Source organism: Pseudomonas sp. NFACC42-2, from assembly GCF_900116055.1.
Taxonomy (GTDB): Bacteria; Pseudomonadota; Gammaproteobacteria; order Pseudomonadales; family Pseudomonadaceae; genus Aquipseudomonas; species Aquipseudomonas marginalis.
Genome location: NZ_FOZO01000007.1, coordinates 172,461 through 196,109 on the forward strand (window position 1 = coordinate 172,461; position 23,649 = coordinate 196,109).

24 protein-coding genes are annotated in these 23,649 nt (G+C 61.8%); 12 read left to right on the forward strand and 12 right to left on the reverse strand.

Annotation, left to right across the window (positions count from 1 at the left end; translation table 11 throughout):
* Positions 1–155 precede the first annotated feature (155 nt).
* The 3 genes from dnaQ to BM416_RS15820 all read right to left on the reverse strand — a co-directional run bounded on the left by dnaQ (position 156) and on the right by BM416_RS15820 (position 2,234).
* Positions 156–896 carry a DNA polymerase III subunit epsilon gene (gene dnaQ / locus BM416_RS15810; RefSeq protein WP_175539075.1) on the reverse strand — a complete coding sequence of 247 codons (741 nt, stop codon included), beginning with the start codon at positions 894–896 and terminating at the stop codon, positions 156–158.
* Positions 897–978: 82 nt separating this feature from the next.
* Positions 979–1,431 (reverse strand): ribonuclease HI, encoded by a 453-nt coding sequence (gene rnhA / locus BM416_RS15815; RefSeq protein WP_003173571.1) that lies wholly within the window; start codon positions 1,429–1,431, stop codon positions 979–981.
* A 44-nt stretch (positions 1,432–1,475) separates the two neighbouring features.
* On the reverse strand, positions 1,476–2,234 hold the full coding sequence (locus BM416_RS15820; RefSeq protein ID WP_053134936.1) for a class I SAM-dependent methyltransferase: 759 nt from the start codon (positions 2,232–2,234) through the stop codon (positions 1,476–1,478).
* Positions 2,235–2,299: 65 nt separating this feature from the next.
* On the opposite strand from BM416_RS15820, the gene gloB reads away from it, so the two are divergent.
* From gloB to BM416_RS15865, 9 genes are all read left to right on the forward strand, one after another.
* A complete protein-coding gene (gloB, locus tag BM416_RS15825; RefSeq protein WP_092488669.1) occupies positions 2,300–3,067 on the forward strand; it encodes a hydroxyacylglutathione hydrolase in 768 nt (255 codons plus the stop codon).
* 98 nt (positions 3,068–3,165) lie between these two features.
* The gene (locus BM416_RS15830) at positions 3,166–4,581 is read left to right on the forward strand and encodes a lytic transglycosylase domain-containing protein (protein ID WP_092357791.1); all 1,416 of its coding nucleotides are present in this window, start codon (positions 3,166–3,168) and stop codon (positions 4,579–4,581) included.
* Positions 4,582–4,725: 144 nt separating this feature from the next.
* A complete protein-coding gene (locus tag BM416_RS15835) occupies positions 4,726–6,555 on the forward strand; it encodes an extracellular solute-binding protein (RefSeq protein WP_027606498.1) in 1,830 nt (609 codons plus the stop codon).
* Positions 6,552–8,396 carry an extracellular solute-binding protein gene (locus BM416_RS15840; RefSeq protein ID WP_092488670.1) on the forward strand — a complete coding sequence of 615 codons (1,845 nt, stop codon included), beginning with the start codon at positions 6,552–6,554 and terminating at the stop codon, positions 8,394–8,396. Before BM416_RS15835 ends, BM416_RS15840 begins: the two co-directional genes overlap by 4 nt.
* Positions 8,397–9,473, forward strand: a complete 1,077-nt coding sequence (locus tag BM416_RS15845; RefSeq protein ID WP_027606500.1) for a microcin C ABC transporter permease YejB — start codon at positions 8,397–8,399, stop codon at positions 9,471–9,473.
* Between the two features lies 1 nt (position 9,474).
* On the forward strand, positions 9,475–10,494 hold the full coding sequence (locus BM416_RS15850) for an ABC transporter permease (RefSeq protein WP_027606501.1): 1,020 nt from the start codon (positions 9,475–9,477) through the stop codon (positions 10,492–10,494).
* A 1-nt stretch (position 10,495) separates the two neighbouring features.
* A complete protein-coding gene (locus BM416_RS15855; protein ID WP_092488671.1) occupies positions 10,496–12,109 on the forward strand; it encodes an ABC transporter ATP-binding protein in 1,614 nt (537 codons plus the stop codon).
* Between the two features lie 177 nt (positions 12,110–12,286).
* Positions 12,287–15,733 (forward strand): hypothetical protein, encoded by a 3,447-nt coding sequence (locus BM416_RS15860; RefSeq protein ID WP_092488672.1) that lies wholly within the window; start codon positions 12,287–12,289, stop codon positions 15,731–15,733.
* 73 nt (positions 15,734–15,806) lie between these two features.
* Positions 15,807–16,694, forward strand: coding sequence for an AraC family transcriptional regulator (locus BM416_RS15865; RefSeq protein WP_092488673.1), 888 nt, complete (start codon positions 15,807–15,809; stop codon positions 16,692–16,694).
* Here the strand turns inward: BM416_RS15865 and BM416_RS15870 are convergent.
* Positions 16,636–17,223, reverse strand: a complete 588-nt coding sequence (locus BM416_RS15870) for a LysE family translocator (protein ID WP_027606505.1) — start codon at positions 17,221–17,223, stop codon at positions 16,636–16,638. The two genes, BM416_RS15865 and BM416_RS15870, sit on opposite strands and share 59 nt — an antisense overlap.
* 98 nt (positions 17,224–17,321) lie before the next feature.
* Positions 17,322–18,206, reverse strand: coding sequence for an NAD(P)/FAD-dependent oxidoreductase (locus BM416_RS15875; RefSeq protein ID WP_092488674.1), 885 nt, complete (start codon positions 18,204–18,206; stop codon positions 17,322–17,324).
* Positions 18,207–18,350: 144 nt separating this feature from the next.
* On the opposite strand from BM416_RS15875, the gene BM416_RS15880 reads away from it, so the two are divergent.
* On the forward strand, positions 18,351–18,788 hold the full coding sequence (locus tag BM416_RS15880) for an Rrf2 family transcriptional regulator (RefSeq protein ID WP_092488675.1): 438 nt from the start codon (positions 18,351–18,353) through the stop codon (positions 18,786–18,788).
* On the opposite strand, the gene BM416_RS15885 is transcribed toward BM416_RS15880, so the two are convergent.
* Both BM416_RS15885 and BM416_RS15890 read right to left on the reverse strand, forming a co-directional pair.
* A complete protein-coding gene (locus BM416_RS15885; protein WP_092488676.1) occupies positions 18,785–19,414 on the reverse strand; it encodes a ribonuclease T2 family protein in 630 nt (209 codons plus the stop codon). The genes BM416_RS15880 and BM416_RS15885 overlap by 4 nt on opposite strands.
* A 19-nt stretch (positions 19,415–19,433) precedes the next feature.
* On the reverse strand, positions 19,434–20,414 hold the full coding sequence (locus BM416_RS15890) for a Gfo/Idh/MocA family protein (protein ID WP_092488677.1): 981 nt from the start codon (positions 20,412–20,414) through the stop codon (positions 19,434–19,436).
* 127 nt (positions 20,415–20,541) lie between these two features.
* On the opposite strand from BM416_RS15890, the gene BM416_RS15895 reads away from it, so the two are divergent.
* Positions 20,542–20,904 carry an NUDIX hydrolase gene (locus BM416_RS15895; RefSeq protein WP_027606508.1) on the forward strand — a complete coding sequence of 121 codons (363 nt, stop codon included), beginning with the start codon at positions 20,542–20,544 and terminating at the stop codon, positions 20,902–20,904.
* Between the two features lie 185 nt (positions 20,905–21,089).
* On the opposite strand, the gene BM416_RS30580 is transcribed toward BM416_RS15895, so the two are convergent.
* The 5 genes from BM416_RS30580 to BM416_RS15915 all read right to left on the reverse strand — a co-directional run bounded on the left by BM416_RS30580 (position 21,090) and on the right by BM416_RS15915 (position 23,183).
* Positions 21,090–21,263, reverse strand: a complete 174-nt coding sequence (locus BM416_RS30580; RefSeq protein WP_159440245.1) for a hypothetical protein — start codon at positions 21,261–21,263, stop codon at positions 21,090–21,092.
* Positions 21,264–21,357: 94 nt separating this feature from the next.
* On the reverse strand, positions 21,358–21,843 hold the full coding sequence (locus tag BM416_RS15900) for a periplasmic heavy metal sensor (RefSeq protein WP_092488678.1): 486 nt from the start codon (positions 21,841–21,843) through the stop codon (positions 21,358–21,360).
* Complete coding sequence (locus BM416_RS15905) at positions 21,840–22,265, reverse strand: hypothetical protein (RefSeq protein WP_092488679.1); 426 nt, start codon at positions 22,263–22,265, stop codon at positions 21,840–21,842. The genes BM416_RS15900 and BM416_RS15905 overlap by 4 nt, the downstream gene beginning before the upstream one ends.
* A complete protein-coding gene (locus tag BM416_RS15910; RefSeq protein WP_092488680.1) occupies positions 22,262–22,840 on the reverse strand; it encodes an RNA polymerase sigma factor in 579 nt (192 codons plus the stop codon). The genes BM416_RS15905 and BM416_RS15910 overlap by 4 nt, the downstream gene beginning before the upstream one ends.
* A gap of 31 nt (positions 22,841–22,871) precedes the next feature.
* Positions 22,872–23,183, reverse strand: a complete 312-nt coding sequence (locus BM416_RS15915) for a YXWGXW repeat-containing protein (protein ID WP_092488681.1) — start codon at positions 23,181–23,183, stop codon at positions 22,872–22,874.
* Positions 23,184–23,404: 221 nt separating this feature from the next.
* Between BM416_RS15915 and BM416_RS30585 the strand changes: the two genes are divergently transcribed.
* Complete coding sequence (locus BM416_RS30585; RefSeq protein WP_175539070.1) at positions 23,405–23,545, forward strand: hypothetical protein; 141 nt, start codon at positions 23,405–23,407, stop codon at positions 23,543–23,545.
* The last annotated feature ends 104 nt before the right edge of the window (positions 23,546–23,649 follow it).

Here is a 23,649-nt window from a genome sequence, read left to right on the forward strand (position 1 = left end):
GGGGACGATGACGCGAATGAAGATTCTGAAAGCAATGGAGCTCAACCCTGGGAGGGGCTTGCTCCCGATGACGGTATGCCAGCTCATATTTGATTGGCTGATACACCGCTATCGGGGGCAAGCCCCTCCCACATTTTGATCATACCTACGCAGGGCTATTGTTGTGTTAGCTGGGTCCACAACGCCGGCGCACCCGCCGACTTGGCAATCGCCTCCAACCGAGCCGCATGCTCGGCCAGATCCTGCTCGCTGGCGCGAATGATGGTGGTGGGCTTGCGATCGACCGGCAGGCGGCGGATTTCCGAAGGGCGGTTGCCCGAGCCTTCCGCCGAGCCACTGCCGTCGGAGGCATTGCCGGCCAGGGACAGGCTGGTCTGCCCGCCGGTCATGGTCAGGTAAACGTCGGCGAGAATCTCGGAGTCGAGCAAGGCGCCGTGGAGTTCACGGCCGGAGTTGTCGACGCCATAACGCTTGCACAAGGCATCGAGGCTGTTGCGCTGGCCCGGGTGACGCTCACGGGCCATCATCAAGGTGTCGAGGATCGAGCAGTGCTGGGAAATGTCCGCGCGATCCATCTGCCCCATCAGGGCAAACTCGTTATTGATGAAGCCGACGTCGAACGCCGCGTTATGGATGATCAACTGGGCGCCGTTGATGAATTCGAAGAACTCATCGGCCACTTCGGCGAAACGCGGCTTGCCCTTGAGGAACTCGTCGGTGATGCCGTGGACGCCGATGGCGCCTTCGTCACTGTCGCGGTCCGGTTGCAGGTAGACGTGGAAGTGACGACCGGTGAGGCGCCGACCCATGAGTTCGACACAGCCGATTTCAATGATCCGGTGGCCGTCGGTCACCGGCATGCCGGTGGTTTCGGTATCGAGTACAACAGATCGGATCGCCATCAGGGTTCAGCTCTCAACGGTGTGGTGTGCAGTGTGGTGTGAGTCAAGGAGCGCGATGTTAACACGTCAGCCAGCATCAGCTCTGCTTGTAGCCCCGCACTTCGTCCACACCTCTATTGGCAAGCTGGTCGGCGCGCTCGTTACCCGGATGGCCGATGTGCCCACGCACCCACTTCCAGGTGATGTCATGGCGGTTGCATTGCTCATCGAGCAGTTGCCACAGGTCGGCATTCTTGACCGGTTCCTTGGCCGCGGTCTTCCAGCCGCGCTTCTTCCAGTTGACCATCCACTCGTTGATGCCTTTCATCACGTATTGCGAGTCGGTGACCAGCAGCACGTTGCAGCGGCGCTTGAGTTCTTCCAGGCCGCGAATGGCGCCCATCAGTTCCATGCGGTTGTTGGTGGTGTTGGCTTCGCCGCCCCACAACTCCTTCTCTACGCCCTTGCACACCAGCAAGGCGCCCCAGCCGCCGGGGCCGGGGTTGCCCTTGCAGGCGCCATCGGTGAAGAGTTCTACGCTATCGGTCATCGGTTACATCCATCAAGACGGGCAGGTCTGAAATCAAAAAAGTTCTACGGTTCGCTTTGCTTGCGGTTGACCTTGGCCATCGGCATCGGCACCAGTTTGCCCATGGGCTGGCGCAGCACCTGGCGCACCGGCCGCAGCCCGACCACGATCTTGCGCGCTACCAATAAATAGAAGCCGCCACCCGACAGTTGCCAGGCCCCTGCGCGGCGTTCCCAACCGGCCAGGCGGCCTTGCCACTTGGCCGAGGCAAGCGGCGGACGATAGCACCCGAAGCGGCGTTTCTCCAGCGCGAAGCCCAGCAGGTTCAGCCAGTCCCCGACCCGTGATGGCGAGATGCAGCGCGCCTGGCGCAGGCCATCATGGGCGAACACATGGCGCAGGCCCCAGCTGCTCCAAGGGTTGATGCCGATAATCAGCAAATGGCCACCAGGGCGCACGCTGCTCGCCGCTTCGCGCAGCAGACCGTGGGGCGACAGGCAGAAATCCAGGCCATGCTGCAACACCACCACATCGGCGGCGTGCTCGCTCAATGGCCAGGCCTGTTCTTCGCAGACAATCTCCACCCCCGGCAACGGCGCGCCCAGGCGCACATTGCGTTGCACCTGGGGCGCCGCGGGCGGGGTCTGGGCCGACGGACCGTAATGCACCAGGTAGCCGCCAAAGAAACGACCCAACTCGTCTTCGAGCATGCGCCGCTCTTCATCCAGCAGAAATTGCCCGATGGGCCCGGACAGCCATTCACGGGCTGCGCCGATCAGGGCCAGCCACTCAGGATCGGCCTGGGCGAACGCTTTATCAGTCATTGCATTCTCCAACTCGCCTAGACGTTCTAAGATGCACCAATGTGTTCAGCTTGGCGAATCGAAGAATGATACAGATCAGTGCCCTGCCCGCCTTCACCGATAACTACATCTGGTTGCTGCAGGACCCGCAGACCCAACGTTGTGCCGTGGTCGATCCCGGCGATGCCGCGCCGGTACTGGCCTGGCTCGAGCAAAACCCGACGTGGACCCTCAGCGACATCCTGATTACCCACCATCACCACGACCATGTCGGCGGTGTCGAGCAACTCAAGCGGGTGACCGACGCCAAGGTGTATGGTCCGGCCAACGAGACGATCCCGGCGCGGGACATCGCGCTGCAGGATAACGACCGCATCAGCGTGCTGGGCTGGGACTTCGACGTCTATGCCGTGCCCGGCCACACCCTGGGCCATATCGCCTTCTACCACCAGGGCGTGCTGTTCTGTGGCGACACCCTGTTCGCCGCCGGTTGTGGCCGCCTGTTCGAAGGCACGCCGGAACAGATGCACACCTCCCTCGAGCGCCTGGCCGCCCTGCCCGCCGACACCCTGGTGTACTGCACCCACGAATACACACAAAGTAACCTCAAGTTTGCCCAGGCGGTGGAACCGCAGAATGCCGACATCTCCGAACGGGTGGAAAACGTCCGTCAACTGCGGGCCCGCGGCGAGATGACGCTGCCTTCCAACCTGGCCCTGGAAAAGCGCACCAACCCCTTCCTGCGTACCTCTGAAACATCCGTTAAACAAAAAGCGGACGAACGGAATGGCCGCGACAACCGCTCTGGGGCCGAGGTATTTGCTAGCTTGAGAGCGTGGAAAGATAAGTTCTAAAGGGACGCAATCTGATACGTAATTTCTGAATGGTTGACCGGAACCAAAGTGCTTTCTAGAATCGCCCGACATTTTTGCCCGGAACTTACTTCCAGCCAATGTCGTCATCTATTCGTAAATCCAACCATTCAGACGCATTGACCCGCCTGGCTCAAGCTGTGGCGGTGGCTGTGTCCGCCACGCTGGCGGGCTGCCAATCGACAAATTTCGCCGCACAATCCACCGTGCAACCCAAGCCCAACCTTGCCGCCAAGATCAAACAGAAACCCGTCATCTGGCTTTCAGAGAAGCCTGCTCCAGAAGTACCCCAGGACGTGTGGGAACGCATGCGCCGGGGCTTTCAATTGCAGGACAACGTGGGCGTCAACCCGCGTATCGAGCAACAGCGCCTGTGGTTCGCCAGCAACCCGTCCTTCCTGGAGAACGCCGGTGAACGCGGCAGCCTCTACATTCATTACATCGTCGAGCGCCTTGAAGAACGCAACATGCCCCTGGAGCTGGCGCTGCTGCCAGTGATCGAAAGTGCCTACAACCCGATGGCCTATTCGCGCAGCGATGCCGTCGGCCTGTGGCAGTTCATTCCCTCCACCGGCCGCTACTTCAACCTGCGCCAGACCCGCGCCTACGACGGCCGCCGCGACATCACCGCCTCCACCACCGCCGCCCTGGACTACCTGACCCGTCTGCACGACATGTTCAACGGCGACTGGCTGCTGGCCCTGGCCGCCTATAACGCCGGCGAAGGCACGGTGAGCCGGGCCATCGAGCGCAACGAGAAGCTCGGCCTGCCCACCGACTACTGGAACCTGCCCCTGCCCCAGGAAACCAAGGACTATGTGCCCAAGTTCCTGGCGCTGTCCCAGGTGGTGCTGGCCCCCGAGGCCTATGGCGTCAACCTGAACCCGATTGCCAACACACCGTACTTCGAAGTGGTCGAGGTCAAGCAAAGCATGGACCTGTCGCGGGTTGCCGCGCTGGCCGAGATCGACGAAGACGAACTGTTCCAGCTCAACCCGGCGCTCAAGCAACGCACCACCCTGGATGGCCCGCAGCACCTGCTGGTGCCGAGCTCCAAGGCACAATTGCTCACCAGCACCCTTTCGACGATGAAGCCGGAAGAATTGCTGGCGATGCGCCCGAAAAAACAGGTGTTCGACGAAGTCGAGACCGCCCGGGTGGCCGGCCGCACCCGCAGCTACAAGGTGCGCAGTGGCGACAACCTCACGCTGATCGCCAAGGCGAACAAGGTCGATGTGCATGACCTGCAGCGCTGGAACAAACTCAACGGCCAGGCCCTCAAGGTCGGCCAGACCCTGGTGATGCAGGACACCCGCAAGCTGGTGGCCAAGGCCGACAGCAAGAAGCCGGTGCAGTACAAGGTCAAGAAAGGCGACTCGCTGTACATCGTCGCCAAGCGCTTCAACGTCGAGATGCAACATCTCAAGCGTTGGAACCCCCGTACTGGCCAGGCGCTGAAGCCGGGGCAGATGCTGGTGGTTTCCGGGCCGCGCTAAGGTTTCAAGAACCCCGGAGAACCAATGTGGGAGGGAGCTTGCTCCCACATTGGTTCTACATCATCCCGACTGGCTTTTTCCATCCGGAACAAGCTGTTACTGTACCGATCATAAAGCCCAAGCCGCCTGGATCGGATCCCTGACTTGAAGCGTCCCCTCCTTCTACTAATAAGTCTGGCCTTGAGCTTTGGTGCGAACGCGACAATAACCGAGAGCCACGGTTACACGCAGTTCGGCACGCTCAAGTACCCGGCCAAATTCACCCACTTCGATTGGGTAAACCCTGCAGCGCCGAAAGGCGGGACCTTGCGGGTCATGGCATTTGGCACCTTCGATACCCTCAACCCCTACACGTTCAAGGGTTCAAGCCCGGTTTCCACCCCCAACTTCCTGCAATACGGCGTCAATGAGCTGAATGAGCCGTTGATGGTCGGCACCGGCCAGTACGCGCCGTCCGGCGACGAGCCCACCTCCAGCTACGGGCTAATTGCCCAGTCGGTGGAATACAGCGAGGACCGCAGCTGGGTCGTGTTCAACCTGCGTCCACAGGCGCGCTTCCACGATGGCAAGCCGATCACGGCCTATGACGTGGCATTTTCCTATCGCACCCTGCTGACCGAAGGCCACCCCCAGTACCGCACCAACCTGCAGGAAGTGGCACGGGTGGACATCCTCAACCCTCACCGCATCCGCTTTGTGTTCAAGCGTGCCGGCAACCCGTTGCTGATCCTGCGCCTGGGCGAGTTGCCGGTATTGCCCCAGCACTATTGGAAAAACCGCGACTTCAAGGCGACTACCTTCGAGCCGCCCCTGGGCAGCGGGCCGTACCGCATCAGCAAGGTCACCCCTGGACGCCAGTTGGTGTTCGAACGGGTCAAGGATTACTGGGGCAAGGACTTGCCGGTCAACCAGGGTTTCTATAACTACGACAAGGTCGAAGTGGAGTTCTACCGTGACAGCGATGTGGCCTTCGAAGCGTTCAAGGCCGGCGAGTTCGACATTTATATCGAGCACCAGGCCAAGAACTGGGCCAATGGCTACAACTTCCCGGCGGTGAACCGTGGCGAAGTGATCAAGGCGCAGATCGCCCACCAGATCCCGACCCAAAGCCAGGGCCTGTTCATGAACACCCGGCGCCCGACCTTCAGCCAGACCAAGGTGCGCGAAGCCCTGGGGTTGATGTTCGACTTCGAGTGGACCAACCGCACCCTGTTCAGCAGCGCCTACAAACGCACGCTCAGTTATTACCCCAACAGCGAATTCGCCGCTACCGGGGTTCCAACCGGCCATGAATGGCTGATGCTCTCCCCCTACCGCGACCAGCTGCCGCCCAACCTGTTTACCCAAGCCTTCAGCCTGCCCCAGACCGACGGGCGTGGCATCCCCCGCGAAACCCTGCGCCGCGCCCTGGCGCTGCTGGGCGAAGCCGGCTGGAAGCTGTCGGGCCAACGCCTGCTCAACAAGGACGGGCAACCGCTGCGCTTCGAGATCCTGCTGGTCAACCCGAACCTGGAGCGCATCCTGCAGCCCTATGTCGAGAACCTGATCAGCATCGGCATCGACGCACGCCTGCGCACCGTCGACCGCGCCCAGTACAAGCAACGCCTGGATCAATTCGATTTCGACATGATCCTGATCACCCTCAACCAGACCTTGAGCCCCGGCCTCGAACAGTGGCAGTACTTCCACTCCAGCCAGGCTGCAATCAAGGGCAGCAAAAACTATGCGGGCATCGCCAACCCCGTTGTCGATCACCTGCTGGAACAACTGCTGGCGGCGCAGACCCGCGAAGAACAACTGGCCGCCGGCCGCGCCCTGGACCGGGTGCTGCTGTGGCAGCACTACAGCATTCCCAACTGGTACCTCAACTATCATCGCCTGGCGTACCGCAACCGGTTCGCCTTTGTCACCACGCCGCCCTACAGCCTGGGCCTGAGCGCGTGGTGGCTGAAAGCTTCGGAGAAAGCCCAATGATGTATTTGCGCAACGTACTGCTCGGCAGCCTGTTGCTGTGCACCACGGCCCACGCCGCCCCGCAACACGCACTGACGCTGTACAACGAGCCGCCGAAATACCCCGCCGACTTCAAGCACTTCGACTACGTCAACCCGGATGCGCCCAAGGGCGGCACCTTCCGCGAGTCGAGCATGGGCGGCTTCGACAGCCTCAACCCGTTTATCAGCAAGGGCGTGCCGGCCGACAACATCAGCCTGATCTACGACACCCTGGCCATGCAGAGCCTGGACGAACCCATCACCGAATACGGCCTGGTCGCCGGCAAGATCGAAAAAGCCCCGGATAACAGCTGGGTGCGTTTCTACCTGCGCCCCGAAGCGCGCTTCCACGACGGCCACCCGATCCGCGCCGAAGACGTGGTGTTCACCTTCCAGGAACTGATCAAGGAAGGCTCGCCGATCTACCGCACCTACTACGCCGATGTGGATGAAGTGGTCGCCGAAGACCCGCTGCGGGTGCTGTTCAAGTTCAAGCGCACCAACAACCGCGAATTGCCGCTGATCCTCGGGCAACTGCCGGTACTGCCCAAGCATTGGTGGGCCACGCGGGACTTTGCCAAGGGCAACCTCGAGGTGCCCCTGGGCAGCGGGCCGTACAAGGTGGCCGAGGTCAAGGCCGGGCGCATGATCCGCTACGAGCGGGTCAAGGACTACTGGGCCAAGGACCTGCCGATCACCAAGGGTTTCTACAATTTCGACAACCGCATCACCGACTATTACCGCGACAGCACCGTGTCCCTGGAGGCGTTGAAGGCCGGACAGTTCGACTACTGGCTGGAATTCAGCGCCAAGAACTGGGCCAACGCCTACAACATTCCGGCCGTGACCGAGGGCCGGCTGATCAAGGAAGAAATCCCCAACGGCAATCCCACCGGCATGCAGGGTTTTGTGTTCAATACGCGCAAGCCGATGTTCCAGGATGTGCGTGTGCGTAAGGCCATCAGCCTGTTGCTGGACTTCGAGTGGAGCAACAAACAGCTGTTCAACGGCGCCTACACCCGCACCCGCAGTTACTTCGAAAACTCCGAAATGGCCGCCACCGGCCTGCCCGGCCCGGATGAGCTGAAGATCCTCGAGCCCCTGCGCGACAAGATCCCCGCCGAAGTCTTCACCCAGGCCTTCGAGCCGGCCAAAACCGACGGCAGCGGCATGATCCGTACCCAGCAACGCGAGGCCTACCAACTGCTGCAGGAGGCCGGCTGGCGCATCGTCGACGACAAGATGGTCGACACCACGGGCAAACCGGTGACCATCGAGTTCCTGCTGGCCCAGACCGAGTTCGAGCGCATCCTGCTGCCGTTCAAGCGCAACCTGGCGGACCTGGGCATCGACCTGGTGATCCGCCGGGTGGACGTTTCGCAGTTCGTCAACCGTGTGCGTTCCCGGGACTTCGACATGATGGTGGGCAGCTTCCCGCAATCCACCTCGCCGGGTAACGAACAACGGGAATTCTGGAAGTCTTCCAGTGCCGACAAACCCGGCAGCCGCAATTACATGGGCCTCAAGGATCCGGCGGTCGACCAGTTGGTGGAAGAACTGATCGACGCCGACTCGCGCAACAGCCTGATCGCCCATGCCAAGGCCCTGGATCGTGTGCTGCAGTTCGGTTACTACGTGATCCCCAATTGGCACATCAAGACCTTCCGCGTGGCGTACTGGGACCACCTCGGCCATCCGAAAACCCCGCCACGCTATGACGTGGGCACCGCCACCTGGTGGGCAAAACCCAACGTAAAACCTGCCGTCACCTCAGACGCGAACACAAACACGAGCGCCGATGCGGCGAGCGGAGGCGATTAAATGCTGGCCTATATTGTTCGCCGCCTGTTGCTGATCATCCCGACGCTGTTCGGGATCCTGCTGATCAACTTCATCATCATCCAGGCCGCCCCCGGGGGGCCGGTGGAACAGATGATCGCCAAGCTCGAAGGCTTTGAAGGCGCCACCAGCCGCATTGCCGGCGGCGGCGCCGAGGTCTCGGTGGCCGGTTCCAGCAGCTACCGTGGCGCCCAGGGCCTGGACCCGGCGCTGATCAAGGAAATCGAAAAGATGTACGGCTTCGACAAGTCGGCGCCGGAACGCTTGTGGATCATGGTCAAGAACTACGCCCGGCTGGATTTCGGCGACAGCTTCTTCCGTGACGCCAAGGTGATCGACCTGATCAAGGAAAAGATGCCGGTGTCCATCTCCCTGGGGTTATGGAGCACGCTGATCATGTACCTGGTGTCGATCCCGCTGGGGATCGCCAAAGCCACGCGACATGGCAGCCACTTCGATGTGTGGACCAGCTCGGCAATCATCGTCGGCTATGCGATCCCGGCGTTCCTGTTTGCGATCCTGCTGATCGTGGTGTTTGCCGGCGGCAGTTACTTCGACTGGTTCCCCTTGCGTGGGCTCACGTCCAACAACTTCGATGAGTTGAGCTGGGGCGGCAAGGTGCTCGACTATTTCTGGCACCTGGCGCTGCCGATCACCGCGCTGGTGATCGGCAACTTCGCGACCATGACCCTGCTGACCAAGAACAGCTTTCTCGACGAGATCAACAAGCAATACGTGATCACCGCCAAGGCCAAGGGCCTGACCAACCACCGCGTGCTTTACGGCCATGTGTTCCGTAACGCGATGCTGCTGGTGATCGCCGGCTTCCCGTCGGCGTTCATCGGGATTTTCTTCACCGGCTCGTTGCTGGTGGAAGTGATCTTCTCCCTCGACGGCCTGGGCCTGATGAGCTTTGAAGCGGCGATCAACCGCGACTACCCGGTGGTGTTCGGCACGCTGTTTATCTTCACCCTGTTGGGGCTGGTGGTGAAACTGATCGGCGACCTCACCTACACCCTGGTCGATCCACGTATCGACTTCGCCAGCCGGGAGCATTGAGATGAACCTGTCCCCCCTCAATCGCCGCCGGTTCGAGCGGTTCAAGGCCAACAAGCGTGGCTGGTGGTCGCTGTGGCTGTTCCTGATCCTGTTCGGGCTGAGCCTGGGCGCGGAGCTGATCGCCAACGACAAGCCACTGGCGGTGCACTACGACGGCGACTGGTATTTCCCGGCGCTCAAGCGCTACCCGGAAACCACCTTCGGCGGCGAATTCCCCCTGGAAGCCAACTACAAGAGCCCGTATATCCAGGAACTGCTCAAGGCCAAGGACGCCTGGACCCTGTGGGCACCGATCCCGTTCAGCTACCAGAGCATCAACTACGACCTGAAGGTACCGGCCCCCGCGCCGCCTTCGCGCGTCAACCTGCTGGGTACCGATGACCAGGGCCGCGATGTGCTCGCGCGGGTGATCTATGGCTTCCGTGTGTCGGTGCTGTTTGCCCTGACGTTGACGGTGCTCAGTTCGATCATCGGCGTGATCGCCGGCGCCTTGCAGGGCTTCTATGGCGGCTGGGTCGACCTGGCCGGGCAGCGTTTCCTGGAAATCTGGTCGGGCTTGCCGGTGCTGTACCTGCTGATCATCCTCGCCAGCTTCGTGCAGCCGAACTTCTGGTGGCTGCTGGGGATCATGCTGCTGTTTTCCTGGATGAGCCTGGTCGACGTGGTGCGCGCCGAGTTCCTGCGCGGGCGTAACCTCGAATACGTGCGCGCGGCGCGGGCACTGGGGATGCAGAACGGCGCGATCATGTTCCGCCATATCCTGCCCAATGCCATGGTCTCGACCATGACCTTCATGCCGTTCATCCTCACCGGCGCCATCGGCACCCTGACCGCCCTGGACTTCCTCGGCTTTGGCCTGCCGGCCGGTTCGCCGTCCCTGGGCGAACTGGTGGCCCAGGGCAAATCCAACCTGCAGGCACCGTGGCTGGGCATGAGCGCGTTTGCCGTGCTGGCGATCATGCTGAGTTTGCTGGTGTTTATCGGCGAGTCCGCTCGCGATGCCTTCGACCCGAGGAAATGAGATGAATCAGGACAATCTGATCGAAATCCGCGACCTCTCCGTCGAGTTCGTCACGGGCGAGCATCACCACCGTGTGGTCAACAACGTCAGCTTCGATATCAAGCGCGGCGAAACCCTGGCCCTGGTCGGCGAAAGCGGCTCCGGCAAATCGGTGACCGCCCACTCGATCCTGCGCCTGCTGCCCTACCCGCTGGCCCGGCATCCGTCCGGCACCATCACCTATTCCGGCCAGGACCTGCTGACCCTCAAGGAAAAGACCCTGCGGCATATTCGCGGCAACCGCATCGCGATGATCTTCCAGGAGCCGATGACCTCGTTGAACCCGCTGCACTGCATCGAGAAGCAGATCAATGAAGTGCTCGGGCTGCACAAGGGCCTGACCGGCAAGGTCGCGACCCGGCGCACCCTGGAGCTGCTGGAACTGGTGGGCATCCCCGAGCCGCACAAACGGCTCAAGGCCCTGCCCCACGAATTGTCCGGCGGCCAGCGCCAGCGGGTGATGATCGCGATGGCCCTGGCCAATGAGCCGGAGTTGTTGATCGCGGATGAGCCGACCACCGCCCTCGACGTCACCGTGCAGCTGAAGATCCTGGAACTGCTCAAGGAGTTGCAGGCGCGTTTGGGCATGGCCTTGCTGTTGATCAGCCACGACCTGAACCTGGTGCGACGCATTGCTCACCGCGTGTGCGTGATGCAGCAGGGCTGCATCGTCGAGCAGGCCGAGTGCGAGACGCTGTTCCAGTCGCCCCGGCACCCTTACACCCAGGAACTGCTGGCGGCGGAACCCAGCGGTGGCCCGGCCAGCAACGAAGTCGGCCCGCCGTTGCTGGAAGTCGATGACCTGAAAGTCTGGTTCCCGATCAAGAAGGGCTTCTTGCGCAACACCGTCGATTACGTCAAGGCGGTGGACGGGATCAACTTCAGCCTGCCCCAGGGCCAGACCCTGGGCATCGTCGGCGAAAGCGGCTCGGGCAAATCCACCCTGGGCCTGGCGATTTTGCGCTTGATTGCCAGCAAGGGCGGGATTCGTTTCGAAGGCCAGCAACTGGACACGCTGACCCAGCAACAGGTGCGCCCGTTGCGCCGGGAAATGCAGGTGGTGTTCCAGGACCCGTTCGGCAGCCTGAGCCCACGCATGTGCGTCAGCGAGATCGTCGGCGAAGGCCTGCGCATTCACAGGATGGGCACGCCGGCCGAGCAGGAAGCGGCGATTATCGCGGCGCTCAAGGAGGTGGGCCTGGACCCTGAGTCCCGTCATCGCTACCCCCATGAGTTCTCCGGCGGCCAACGCCAACGCATCGCCATCGCCCGCGCACTGGTGCTCAAGCCGCGCCTGATCCTGCTGGACGAACCGACCTCGGCGCTGGATCGCACCGTGCAACGGCAAGTGGTGGAACTGCTGCGCAGCCTGCAGGCCAAGTACAACCTGACCTACCTGTTTATCAGCCATGACCTGGCGGTGGTGAAGGCGCTCAGTCACCAGTTGATGGTGGTCAAGCAGGGGCAGGTGGTGGAGCAAGGCGATGCGCGAGCGATTTTCGCTGATCCGCAGCATGCGTATACGCGTCAACTGCTGGAAGCGGCCTTTCTGGTGCCCTGCCCGGAGCGCCTCTGAGCGATGAGCACGCCCACCTCCTGCGTGGGCGTGCCTCGCCATTGGATCACCGTGGCCGCCTACTCGACCTACAGCAACTCGGGATGACGCAGGCTATCAAGCGCAGGTAAAAACCCTCGACCATGAAGTTCCGCTCAAGAGCGTTTTCTTGGGCAACCTTGAAACGGAACTTCATTCATGTACGAATTTGCCCCGCTGATTGCCGCTGCGGCGACCGAGCCACTGCCTGCCAGCCCCGTCTTGTTTGCCACCCAGGATGATCTGAAGCTGATCAACAGCCTGGTTGCACTGCTGTCGCCCGCCTTACCGCACAATTGGACTCTGCTGGGGCCTCCCGCGTTGATCACGGTCGACCGCAACTCCAGGCTTGGCCAATGGATGGTGCTGTTCGGCAAGGCTATCAACCAGAGCGTGTTCCTGGCATGGGCCGACGCGCAGCACCTGGAGTATCGAAGCATCAAGGTCATGGGAGGCTCCCTGCACGCCAATGTCATTCACGAGGACCAAATGACACCCAGGGCCTTTCATCTTCATGACGACCCAGGCTGGCTGGAAGTGTCCGTGCCGATCCTGGGCATCTCCGAGATCATTGATCCCAACCAGCTGGGCGTGCCTTATATCGACTTGCCAAACGGCCACAGTACGTTTGAATTGCCACTCGAGTTGACGCTGGCGTTCTACGGCTACACGTTGCCCAAAAACCAGATCCAGGCACGGATGATTGTCGATGAGCTGCAGGCCTACCATGCCTTTCCAACGATGGGTGACAATGGCCGCACTCAGTCGGCGACACGTCATGAAGTGCACGCCCAGCACCTGGATTTGCTGCAACTGGCCGATAACCTCGAGCAATGCATGGCCGGCGCGGCAGCCACGGATGAACCCCATGACAGCTACCTCGCTTACCGCCAGCGCCTCACGCTGAGGTCTGACTCTTTCGTAGCCCACACCTTGAAAGAGGCGGCGCAATTACTGCAGAGCGTGATCAATTCGATCGAGTTCACGCAAACATTCCCGACTGCGTTGGGCCCCGATGAATACTTTATTTATTCCGGCGAGGATCACTCCCTGCGGGCCTCATCCGCAGAGCTCCAGGGGATCAGCATCAGCCTGCGTACACACCTGGGCGGTGCGCCAGTGGCGGGTCGGCTGATTCGCCTGGCGCAATATGCGTCGTTGCTGGGAGAACAGGTGGCCTCCAATAACAGCCTGAGCCTGGCAGAACTCATGCACTTCTACGCCATCGAGGTCCCCCTCCAGGCCAGCGAGGTGCACGCCCTGATCGCGCGCCTGCGCCAGTCATCCGTGCCTGGGCAGCCGTACTGCAGTGAAGCGGCCCAGGATGCGCAATGGCTCAAGCGCAAACAAAACAGCCTGAGCGCCCTGAATAACTTCAATCGCCTGCAGACAGAGTTGGAACGCGTCAGCGCTGGCAAACAACCCGATGAAAAGGTTGAGCTCGACGATACGGTCGAGCTGGACACTGACTCGATGTTCTACCAGTTGCTGGAGGAGAGCGCCGAAAAACTGCTGATGATGATCAAGCACAGATCATTTGTCGCCATTTGCGTGAAACGCGGTATCGACGACGAAAAGGCGCTGGTACTGCTGACTGAAGAGGGGTACGTGGGCGCGGACGACAGGGACGGCAGGCGCAGAAACCTCACGGATGATGTCGTCGCCAGTCCAGCGCTCAAGCGCTATCTCACGCTCTTGCAGGAGCTGGCCAAACGCTTGGGCGGCGAGCTGCGCAGCGATATGAAGGCCACCCTCAAGCAGTTGATGAAATTCCTGCACATGCCCGAAGTGAAGACAGCGGAGCAGGCCCGGCAGGCGGCGCACTACCTGAAGGCCGTCAGGGCCGCGACACCACGGCTGGGCAACTACTGGCAGGGCCTGGGCCAGCCGCAGCCGTCTTTGCTGACGTTATCCAGCGCACAACGCCGCCAGGTATTTGAAGCGCAGCAGGCCTTTGCACAGGAGCAGGGAGCGCCACTGTTCACATGGCTCGGCGAGCCTTTTTGGGCCGACAAGAGCGCACCCATGATTCGCGCCGAAGCCGACATACTGCTGAACCAGATTGTGCAGGGCCACCGCAGCCAGCTATTGGCTGACCGCCTGAGCCCCCTGGTCAAGTGGTCCGCGGCGGCACTGCATGGCACAACGCCTCAACACCGCCGGCAGACACTGCTGCTCAGCGCACTGATTCTGAGCCTGGACGAACAGGCCGGCACACAACGCAACCTGGTCGGCGGGCTGGCCATCGACACCGATTACTTCTGGGGTGACAACTGCGCACTGGTGCGCAGCAATCTTGAAGCCCTCCTGCGCCTGACCCTGCTGGAAGGCGCCCCACTGGCCGCGCATCTGTTACTCAGTGGCAGCGCCCCGCAATTACTGGTGCGCAACATCTCCGAAACACTGCCCTACCTGTGTAACCAGAACTGGGTCGTGTTCAAGCAGTTCGTCGATTTCATCGAACTAAGAACCCCAGGCGCCAGCCGGCACATGACACTTGAGAACATCATGACCCTGGTCCATAACCCTGCTACGACGCTTAACCGGGAGTTCTGGGCGCTGCCCCCTACGGTCGATCCCGTCCTCGACTGGGCGCGTGCCAATGGCGTGGTGGATGCGACGGACACGGACCTGCCCTTTAAACGCGAGCTCGCCGTGCGCACCTATGAGAAACAAAAGCGCACACTCAACGATGCCTTCGGATCGCTGCACACACCCTATCCGGATCAGAAGGAGGCGGCATTGAGGTACCTGCGTGAGGTCTATCCAGGTAACGCTAACCTGGACAAAACAGTGTTCATTTCAGTGCCCTTCCTCCCGCCAGGTACTCGCTACCCGCAAGTCAGCAGCCTGAATATTTCCTTTTCGCTGGCTGAACTGTATCTGGCCGGAGAGTTGAAGCACATGGAGCGCTGGAGGGCGATTCTGCCGCAGGTACGTGTCAACAGGTTTTCGCCACCCTTGAGCGCGCTCAAGGACCACAACGCGGATGAAAACTTCAACGCCGCGCTCAAATCCATGCGCGAAAGCTATACCGTGTACATCGCTTACCTGCTGTCCTGCCTGTCGTTGTCCAAACGTGTCAGCCTGGAGCAGGGAGACATCGAACTGTTGCTGTTACGCAAACCGTCGCCGAGTGCCCCGAACACGATGATCACCGCACATTTTGGCTGCCTGTTGCATGTTCGCTATCAGCGGGATCGCTACCTGCTGCAACTGCTACCCAAGCAGATGCTGATCACGCGGCTGGTCAACCCACCTCCGGGATTGCTGAGTGACCCGGCCGCCCCAGGCCCGCTAGAGTTGCAGATCGATTGGGACGCCTATCTCACGGGTTCCGAGCCCCTGGCGGACGCCCGCTCGCAGGTCACGCTCCACCCCCTGGATACAACCGCCATCACCGATACCCAGGGCGACCCTGCTGCCATACCAAAGTCCTGGCAATCGGCACGACTGGAAGCGATTGCCAGGACGGTCGTTGACCAATGCCTGCTCAGCAGCCACCAGGACCTGAGTGAGTCCACGCAGAACCTCAACCATGTAGAAAAGGTTCTGTTGATCAACACAAGGCGAAGCGAGCGCTTGCACAACCTGAAACCCTATTAGGCCAGCGGCTACACAAAGGCCAGGGTCTGTGCAACGATTGGTTACCGATCTTGCCTGCCCTGGAGTCGTGCCCATGACGATGACCGCCCTCTGCCCCGCCGCACCGCGCTTCTGGCGCGACGAGCGCCTGCCGTTCATCGAAGCGCGCACCATTGCCGACGGGCGCAAGGTCACTTACACCCGGCACGCCCATGAGCATTTCTCCATCGGCGCGATCACCACCGGGCGCAGCTATTACCATTACGGCGCCGATACATTCCAGATCAGCGCCGGCACCGTGGTGTTGATGAACCCCGGCGATGTGCATGCCTGCAACCCTATCCACGACCAGCCCTGGTCCTATCATATGCTGTACCTCGACACGCCCTGGCTGACCGAGCTGCAGTACCAATTGGGCTTCAGCACCGACCAGGGTTATCGCCCGTTCAATACGCCGCATACCCGTGACCCGCTGTTGTACAGCGGCTTGCTGGCGTTGTACCGGATGCTGGTGAACGAGCAGGCCGAATTGCTGCAAAAGCAGAGCGCACTGGTGAGTTACTTCAGCGAAGTCCAGCAGCGCCTGAACCCTTCACCCACACCGATGCGCGAGGTCAACCACAAGCTGGAGCGGGCCGCCGAGTACATCCGTGCGCACTGCACCGAGGCGTTGAAACTCGAAGACATCTGCCTGGCGGCCGAACTGTCGCCGTCGTACCTGATCCGCGCCTTCAAGCAGTACTACGGGCTGACGCCTCACGCGTTCCTGGTCAACCAGCGCATCCAGTTTGCCCGCACTCAGCTGCGCAAGGGCGAGTTGATCGCCGACGTGGCGCTCGCCGCGGGCTTTGCCGACCAGGCGCACTTCCAGCGCACCTTCAAGCAGCATTTCGCCGCCACCCCCGGGCAATACCGCGAGGTGCTCAAGCCATCAGCAAATAACCCACACTGGCCACCAGCAACGCGGCCATCGAGCGGTTGAACAGGCGCACGCCGTGGGGATTGTCCAGGTAACGGCGTAGAAAGGTCCCGGCATAGGCCCAGCACGCCACCGACAGGTAGCAGATCACCAGGTAGAGACTGGCAAACAGCCAGACTTGCCGCCCATCGCCGTCGGCCACAAACAGGCCCATGCCCGCCACACAGGCCAGCCAGGCCTTGGGGTTGAGCCACTGCATGATCGCGCCGTAGAGCATGGATGGCGCCGTCGCGCTGCCCTCCGCGTCGAGCTGGCCGTCGTCCACCGCCAGTTTCCAGGCCATGTACAGCAGGAAAGCCACCCCGCCCCACTGGATCAACTGGGTCAGGATGGGCCAGCGCACCAGCACCTCGTGCAGCCCCAGGCCGATCAGCACCAACAGCAAGGTAAAGCCAACAGCAGCGCCGAACACATGCTTCTGGCTGGCGACAAAACCGAAGCGCGCGCCTGAACTCAGGGCGACCACGTTGACCGGTCCCGGCGTGATGGACGTGGCCAGGGCGAAGGCGGCCATGGAAATGATCAAGCTCATTGCGGTTCCCTTTTTATGATGAGGCGTAAACAGGGTTCCACGGTATAAGGCCCGCGCGCAGCGGTATTGAACAAAATGCCCCTGCGGCGGTAATGGTTTCACGGGTTGATCAACGAGAAATGTGCGCCCACCCCGGCGCGCACGCCTTCGCCCACGGCCAGCGCCACGGAGCCGGCGGCGAGAGAGGTGTCACCACAGGCAAACACGCCGGGCACCGAGGTCTGGCGAGTGTCGTTGGTGTGCAGATAAGGCCCGGTCGGGCCGTCGGTCAATTCACAGCCCAGTTGTTCGGCCAATGGGCTGATGCGTGTGCGGGACAGGGTGAAGATCCCGTCGAGGGTGATCACCCTGCCGTCGTCCAGCTCCAGGTCGGCACGCTCGCCGCTGATGCGCCGCACGCCAGCGGTTTCCACGCTGACACCCCGTCGGTCCAACTGTGCCTGCTGCTCGACATCCGGGGTGAACACGCCGTTGGTGAACAAGGTGGTGCTGCCCCAGTCCGGAAGCATCAGCGCGTGGTGCATTGCCAGGGGTGAGGTTGCCAGGACGCCGATGCGACCTTGGTCCAGTTCATAGCCATGGCAATACGGGCAATGGAACACCCGCGTCCCCCAACGCTCCTTGAGGCCGTCGATGGCGGGCAGTTCATCGACTACGCCGGTCGCGAGGATCAGGCGTTTGGCTTGGAATTCGCCGTTGCAGTGCGCGCGCACACTGAAACCACCGGGCTGTGCGATAGCCTGGAGCACGCTGTCCTGCACCCAGCTGACCGTTGGATACTCCATCAACTGGCTACGCCCTTCGGCCGCAATGACCTCCGGCGCCTGGCCGTCCTGGCCGAGAAACCCGTGGGACGTGGCGGCAAAGCGGTTGCGCCGTAGCCCCGCATCAATCACCAGCACCTGTCGGCGCGCCCTTGCCAATTGCAGGCCCGCAGACAGGCCGGCATAGCTGCCGCCCACGATAATCACGTCATACATCATGAAAGTGACTCCATGTTGTGTGCACGCGGTTGTCCGCGCGCTTTCACGACACACCATAAGTTACATAAAAATACGCCGTCAAGAGTCTCGCAACTTTTTGGGTTACGAACGATACTTTCGCCCGACCCCACTCGAGGCTGATTGATGAGAAACGACACCCGCCTGTCGCGCATGCTCCATGTGCTGATCCACATGGGCCGCCATGAAGAGCGCGCCACCTCGGAGACCATCGCGCAGATGCTCGGCACCAACCCGGTCGTGGTTCGACGCACCCTGGGGCTGCTCAAGGAGAAAGGGTATGTGCGCTCGGAAAAGGGCCATCAGGGCGGCTGGAGCCTGGGCAAGCCACTGAGTGAAATCACCCTGTTGGACATTCACAACGCCCTGGGCACGCCCTCGATATTTGCCATCGGCCTGTCCACCGATCATCCCGAGTGCCTGGTGGAACAGGCCGTGAACGCAGCGCTCACGGATGCCTTCGAACAGGCCCAGGCGCTGCTGCTCAAGCGCCTGGGCAAGGTCACCCTGGCGCAGTTGGCCGAAGACTTCGACGAGCGCTACCGCGTGGCAATGCTGCCTTAGCGCTGCGTGGGGATGCGGATTTCGCCATCACGGCATTGGGTTTTCACACTGCGCGGGCAACCGGCGAAGGCCAGGTCCTTGGTCAGGCACACACGCACCTCCGACAGCACCTTGCCTTTGCAGATCACCGCCAGCCCATGGTTGCCCATGCGCGGGTTGCTTTCGCGAAACAGCGCCTCGATCTCGCGGGCCGATAACGACGGTGGCGTGTTGAACGGTTGCAGTTGCGCAGGGATGGCAACCACGCCCAGCGCCGCATCGGTTTTCTCCAGGTACGCCAAGGGTTCCAGCCCGCTGCAGGTGCCGTGCTTGGCCCATTCGTGGGTGAGCAGCGAGCGCGTCGGGAACAGCGCCGCGCCCTTGTCCATCTCTTCGCGACTCAAGCGCGATTGCGGCGCGCAGGTCGCCGGCCACCCTCCCCGCGCGTATTGCGGCCACAAGCCGTGCAGCACAAAGCCGTAGCCCTTGCCCGAACACTGCTCGTTGTCCGGGTGCGTCAGGCAGAAGGTCGGCGACCATGACAGCGACAATACATAAAAATCAAATTCCCCAGGCGTCCCTTGGCTACGCGGGGCCGCCATCGCCGTTGTGGCAAGTGCCATCCACAGGACCATCCAGTATTTCATTCCGCTATTCCTTGGAAAATCATCCCGGCAGATTGGGGTTACGTTGCAGGACCTTGTCCAGGATCCGGTCGGTCTTCAACGCCTCGATGGCCAGCGAAGGATGCTCGGCTTCGCCGCGAATATGCGCGTTCATGGCCACTACGTGGTGCCATTGGATATGCGGGTGGCATGGCACTTCCAGCACCTCGTTGGTCTCGCCCTCCAGGTGCAGCGGCTGGTCTTCGAAGACCGAGAACTGGATGCGCCCATGGCTGCCGATCAACTCGACCCGGTCCTCACGGCGGTCGGCGACGAAGTTCCAGCAGCCCATGCCCAGCGCGCCCGAGCTGAAGGTCCAGCAGGCCGTCACGGCGTCCTCGGCGGCATAGCTTCCGGCCTGTCGTGCAGTAAAGCCCGCTACCTCGACAATATCCCCGGCCAGGTACTGGAACAGGTCGAAACCGTGACTGGCCAGGTCGGCAAAGTAGCCGCCACCGGCAATGACCGGGTCGGTGCGCCAGTTGGCGGCACTGGCATCTTCGACGGCCGACGGCTTGCACAGGGTCCAGGTCAGCTGGCGTAACGTGCCGATGCGCCCGTCCTGCAGCCACGCGCGCACTTGCTGGAAGCGTGGCAGCGAGCGCCGGTAGTAGGAAACAAACAGGTGCAGCCCGGCGCGCTCGAAAGTGCGCTGCATCAGCGCGCTCTGTTCGGCGTTCAGCGCCATCGGCTTCTCGACGCAGCAATGCTTGCCGGCCGCCGCCACCATCAGGCTGTATTCCAGGTGGCTGTCGGGCGGCGTGGCGATGTACACCGCGTCCACTTCGGGGTCGTTGATCAGTGCCTGGGCGTCGGTGTAGTAACGGGCAATCCCATGGCGCGATGCATAATCGCGCACAGCCTCCTCGCGCCGCCCCATCACGGCCACCAGCGCCGAACCTGGCACTTTGTAGAAAGCGGGTCCACTCTTCAATTCAGTGACACTGCCACACCCGATCATGCCCCAACGTACGCTGCTCATCTGTATTCCTCGTCCGTTTTCATCAATCGGGCAGTATCCACATCCCCACCGCGGCGCGCCATAACCACTTAGCATGACAATTGCATTACACTTTTATGACACTCATCCCGCTGCGGGGGCACAGACGATGAAAATACGCGCAACGGTCATTTGCGAACACGAGGGGCATATCCTCTTCGTGCGCAAGGCCAGGTCAAAATGGGCCTTGCCGGGCGGCAAGGTGGAACGGGACGAGCGCCCGGTCGGTGCGGCCGAACGGGAGCTGGAAGAAGAAACCGGATTGAACGTGGACGGGCTGCTGTACTTGCAGGAGCTGAAGGCCCGCGACACCGTGCACCATGTATTTGAAGCCTCGGTGGTGAATATCGCGGATGCGCGGCCGCTGAACGAGATCGTCGACTGCCAGTGGCACGCCTATGGCGCCGTGGACCAACTGGACACCACCGACGCCACGCGGCACATCGTCAAAGCCTTTCTCCGGCGTCTGTAATACAGCGCCCAACCTGCTATCCAGCCCCCTTCGTTAGACCAGGCCATTTGCTCTCTGCCGTTCGACAAAGGATCTGTCGAGCGGCAGCCGCTGTGTATGTCAAAGGCACCCACATCGCCTGGTGTAGGGCGGCAGGTGGAGGTATCAGTGGCGAGGGCGCTTCCCCTCACCGCTGGGGGCAAGACTCAAAAACTGATCTGGGACGGGCCATTTCCTGCTGCCGACTCTTCTCCCGGGCGTTTCACCCGCGTTTGCTCTGCCATGTCCTCCGGCTGTGCGCCGCCGAAATCGGTGATCGCATCCAAAGAGTTGGGTTGAGCAGCAGCCTGCGCGGGACGTACGTTAGAGCTTTCGATCATCGTTCTTTACCTTGTTGCTCTACCCAACGGAATGTCGGGTTTCTCTGAGCTCTACCTTCGTGGCACTTTGAGATTTCCAGTTCCATCAGCCTGCTCACGACCGAGGTTCTTTGCCTGCCAACTTTGCTTGGGCCTTTGCCTGCCCGCGCCTGTACAAGGCCTCCACCAGCTGCTGCCGTTCATCCTGGGGCAAGGTATTGGCGAACTGCGCCAGGGTATCGTCCACCAAGGCCCGCAGCGCCATATCGGCCTCCCGTGCCTTGGCCAGTTCCGCTAGCAACGCCTCACGATCCAGGCGCGGCGCTTCCAATTGCTTGATCACCCCCAGCCGCGCCTCACGCCCGGCCATGATCAGCGGCTGGCTGTCGTCGCGATTGCGGCGCAGCAGTTGGCGCAGTTCCCTGCGCCGCTCCGGCGGCAACTTGACCATCGCCTGGCGCAGGCCATGCTGGTTGACCACCGCTTCGGCGGGCCGGGCGTTGGTCATCCAATGGTAGAGACCGCCGCCCACCCCACCGATCAAAAATACGTTGAGCAGGATCGAGACAAACAACCACGGCTTCAGGGATCTGGTGGTCATTGTTCGGTTTCCTCGGCATTGACGCTGAAGACGACTTCCGCGTCGCCTTGATCAAAGACGCTGGGCAGCACGTCGGAGGACAACATCGGCAGCGGCACGCTCATGGACGCCACCAGCATCCCGGTGACGATGCCGGCAATCCCCGCACCGACAAGGCCGGCAGGCGATAACCAGTTGGCATAGCGTGACCAGAATGAGCGTGGGGCGGATTGGCGTATCTGCCGGACCAACGCCGGGCCGGGGAACGCCGGTTGATGGCTGTCCAACTGGCTGTCGAGCCAACGCGCCTGCTGCAAGGCTACACGGGCATGGACGTTGCCGTGGTCGAGCAACGCCTGGGCCGGGGCCCGTTCTGCCGCGGGCCAGCGACGCAGGTCTGCGCCGTAGACGTCGGCCAGGAACACAAAGCGTTCGGGTGTCATGATTTTCCCCTTCCTGGGCGGGCAAGCCCGGGTGTATCGGCAAGTTGGCTGCGCAACTGGCGTCGGGCCCGCGACAGCAGGCTCTCCAGTGCCTCGACGCTGATATTCATCAGGGCCGCGGCGTCGATGTTCGACAGCTCCTGGTAGTACTGCAACACGATGGCTTCGCGCTGGCGTTCGGGCAAGGCCGCCAACGCGGCGGCCATGCGTGTACTGCGGTCCCGGGTCTCCAGCTGCTCTTCAGGCGATGGCGAGCTGTCTGCCACCTCCACCGCCGTCTCATCGCTCAGCGGGCGCTCCTTGCGCCGTCGCAAGCGGTCGTGGCACAGGTTCAGCGCGACCCGATGCAACCAGGTGTCGAAACGCGCCTCGCCACTGCGCCAGTGGGCGGCCTGGCGCCAGATGCGCAGGAAGCTTTCCTGGGCCACGTCCTTGGCCTCGTCGGCGTCCCCCAGGATCCGACTGGCGAGCGCCAGCAAACGCGGGAGCTTGCGCGTCACCATTTCGTTGACGGCGGCAGGTTCGTTATTGCCGATACGCGCCAGCAGCTCAACGTCCGGATCAGTGTCTTTCAATCGGGCAATTCTCAGGGCCAAGGGTCAGGGTTCAGCGGATCCAATGCCCTTCGCGCCAGTACCAGTTGGGGCCATGGGCTTCCCAATGACCAGGCTCCCAGCGCCCATGACGCATCACTGGCTGCCAGTGGCCCGGCACCCAGCCGTAACCGCGCCCTTCCCAGCGCCAGTGGCCAGGGTCCCAGGCATAGCCGGGGCGCTCGGCCGGGATCATTTCCACACGCTGAGGCGGCGGCGCCTGCTGAATGATGATGTCGGTCTGGGCAAACGTCGGGGTGCTGACAAACGCGGCGAAAGCCAGCGGAACAAGCACGGTTAAACGCAATGTGGCCAGGGCTCTCATGGCAACTCCTCCATGCAACCCGCGAAAGTGCAGGTTGCTGATGGGTTGAACGGCGCGTGCGCAAAAATCCGTCGCGGGCTGCGCAGATTTTTCAGCAGGGGGCGAGACCAGTATTGCTCAGGGGCTGGCGGGGCTTGATGAAATGTCTGAAAGGATTGCGACGGATTTTCGCCGGTCGCCGCGTTGAAGGATTAACCCCGGCCAATCCAAGAGGAAACACCATGTACCGTCGAATTACCCTGCTGGTTGCCGCTGCGCTGATCGTCAGCCTCAGCGGCTGCGTGATCGTGCCGGAACACCGTCATTGCTGCTGGCGTTACTACGGCGCAGTGGACGCGCCCAGCCATGCTGTCATTGGCTAGCTGGCCACCACCATGCTCGTCACACGACCTCTCGTCTGCTGCCTCGGCAAGCGCTTGACTCCCACCGTCGATCACACGACGCTCTGGGCACTTAGCCATCATTC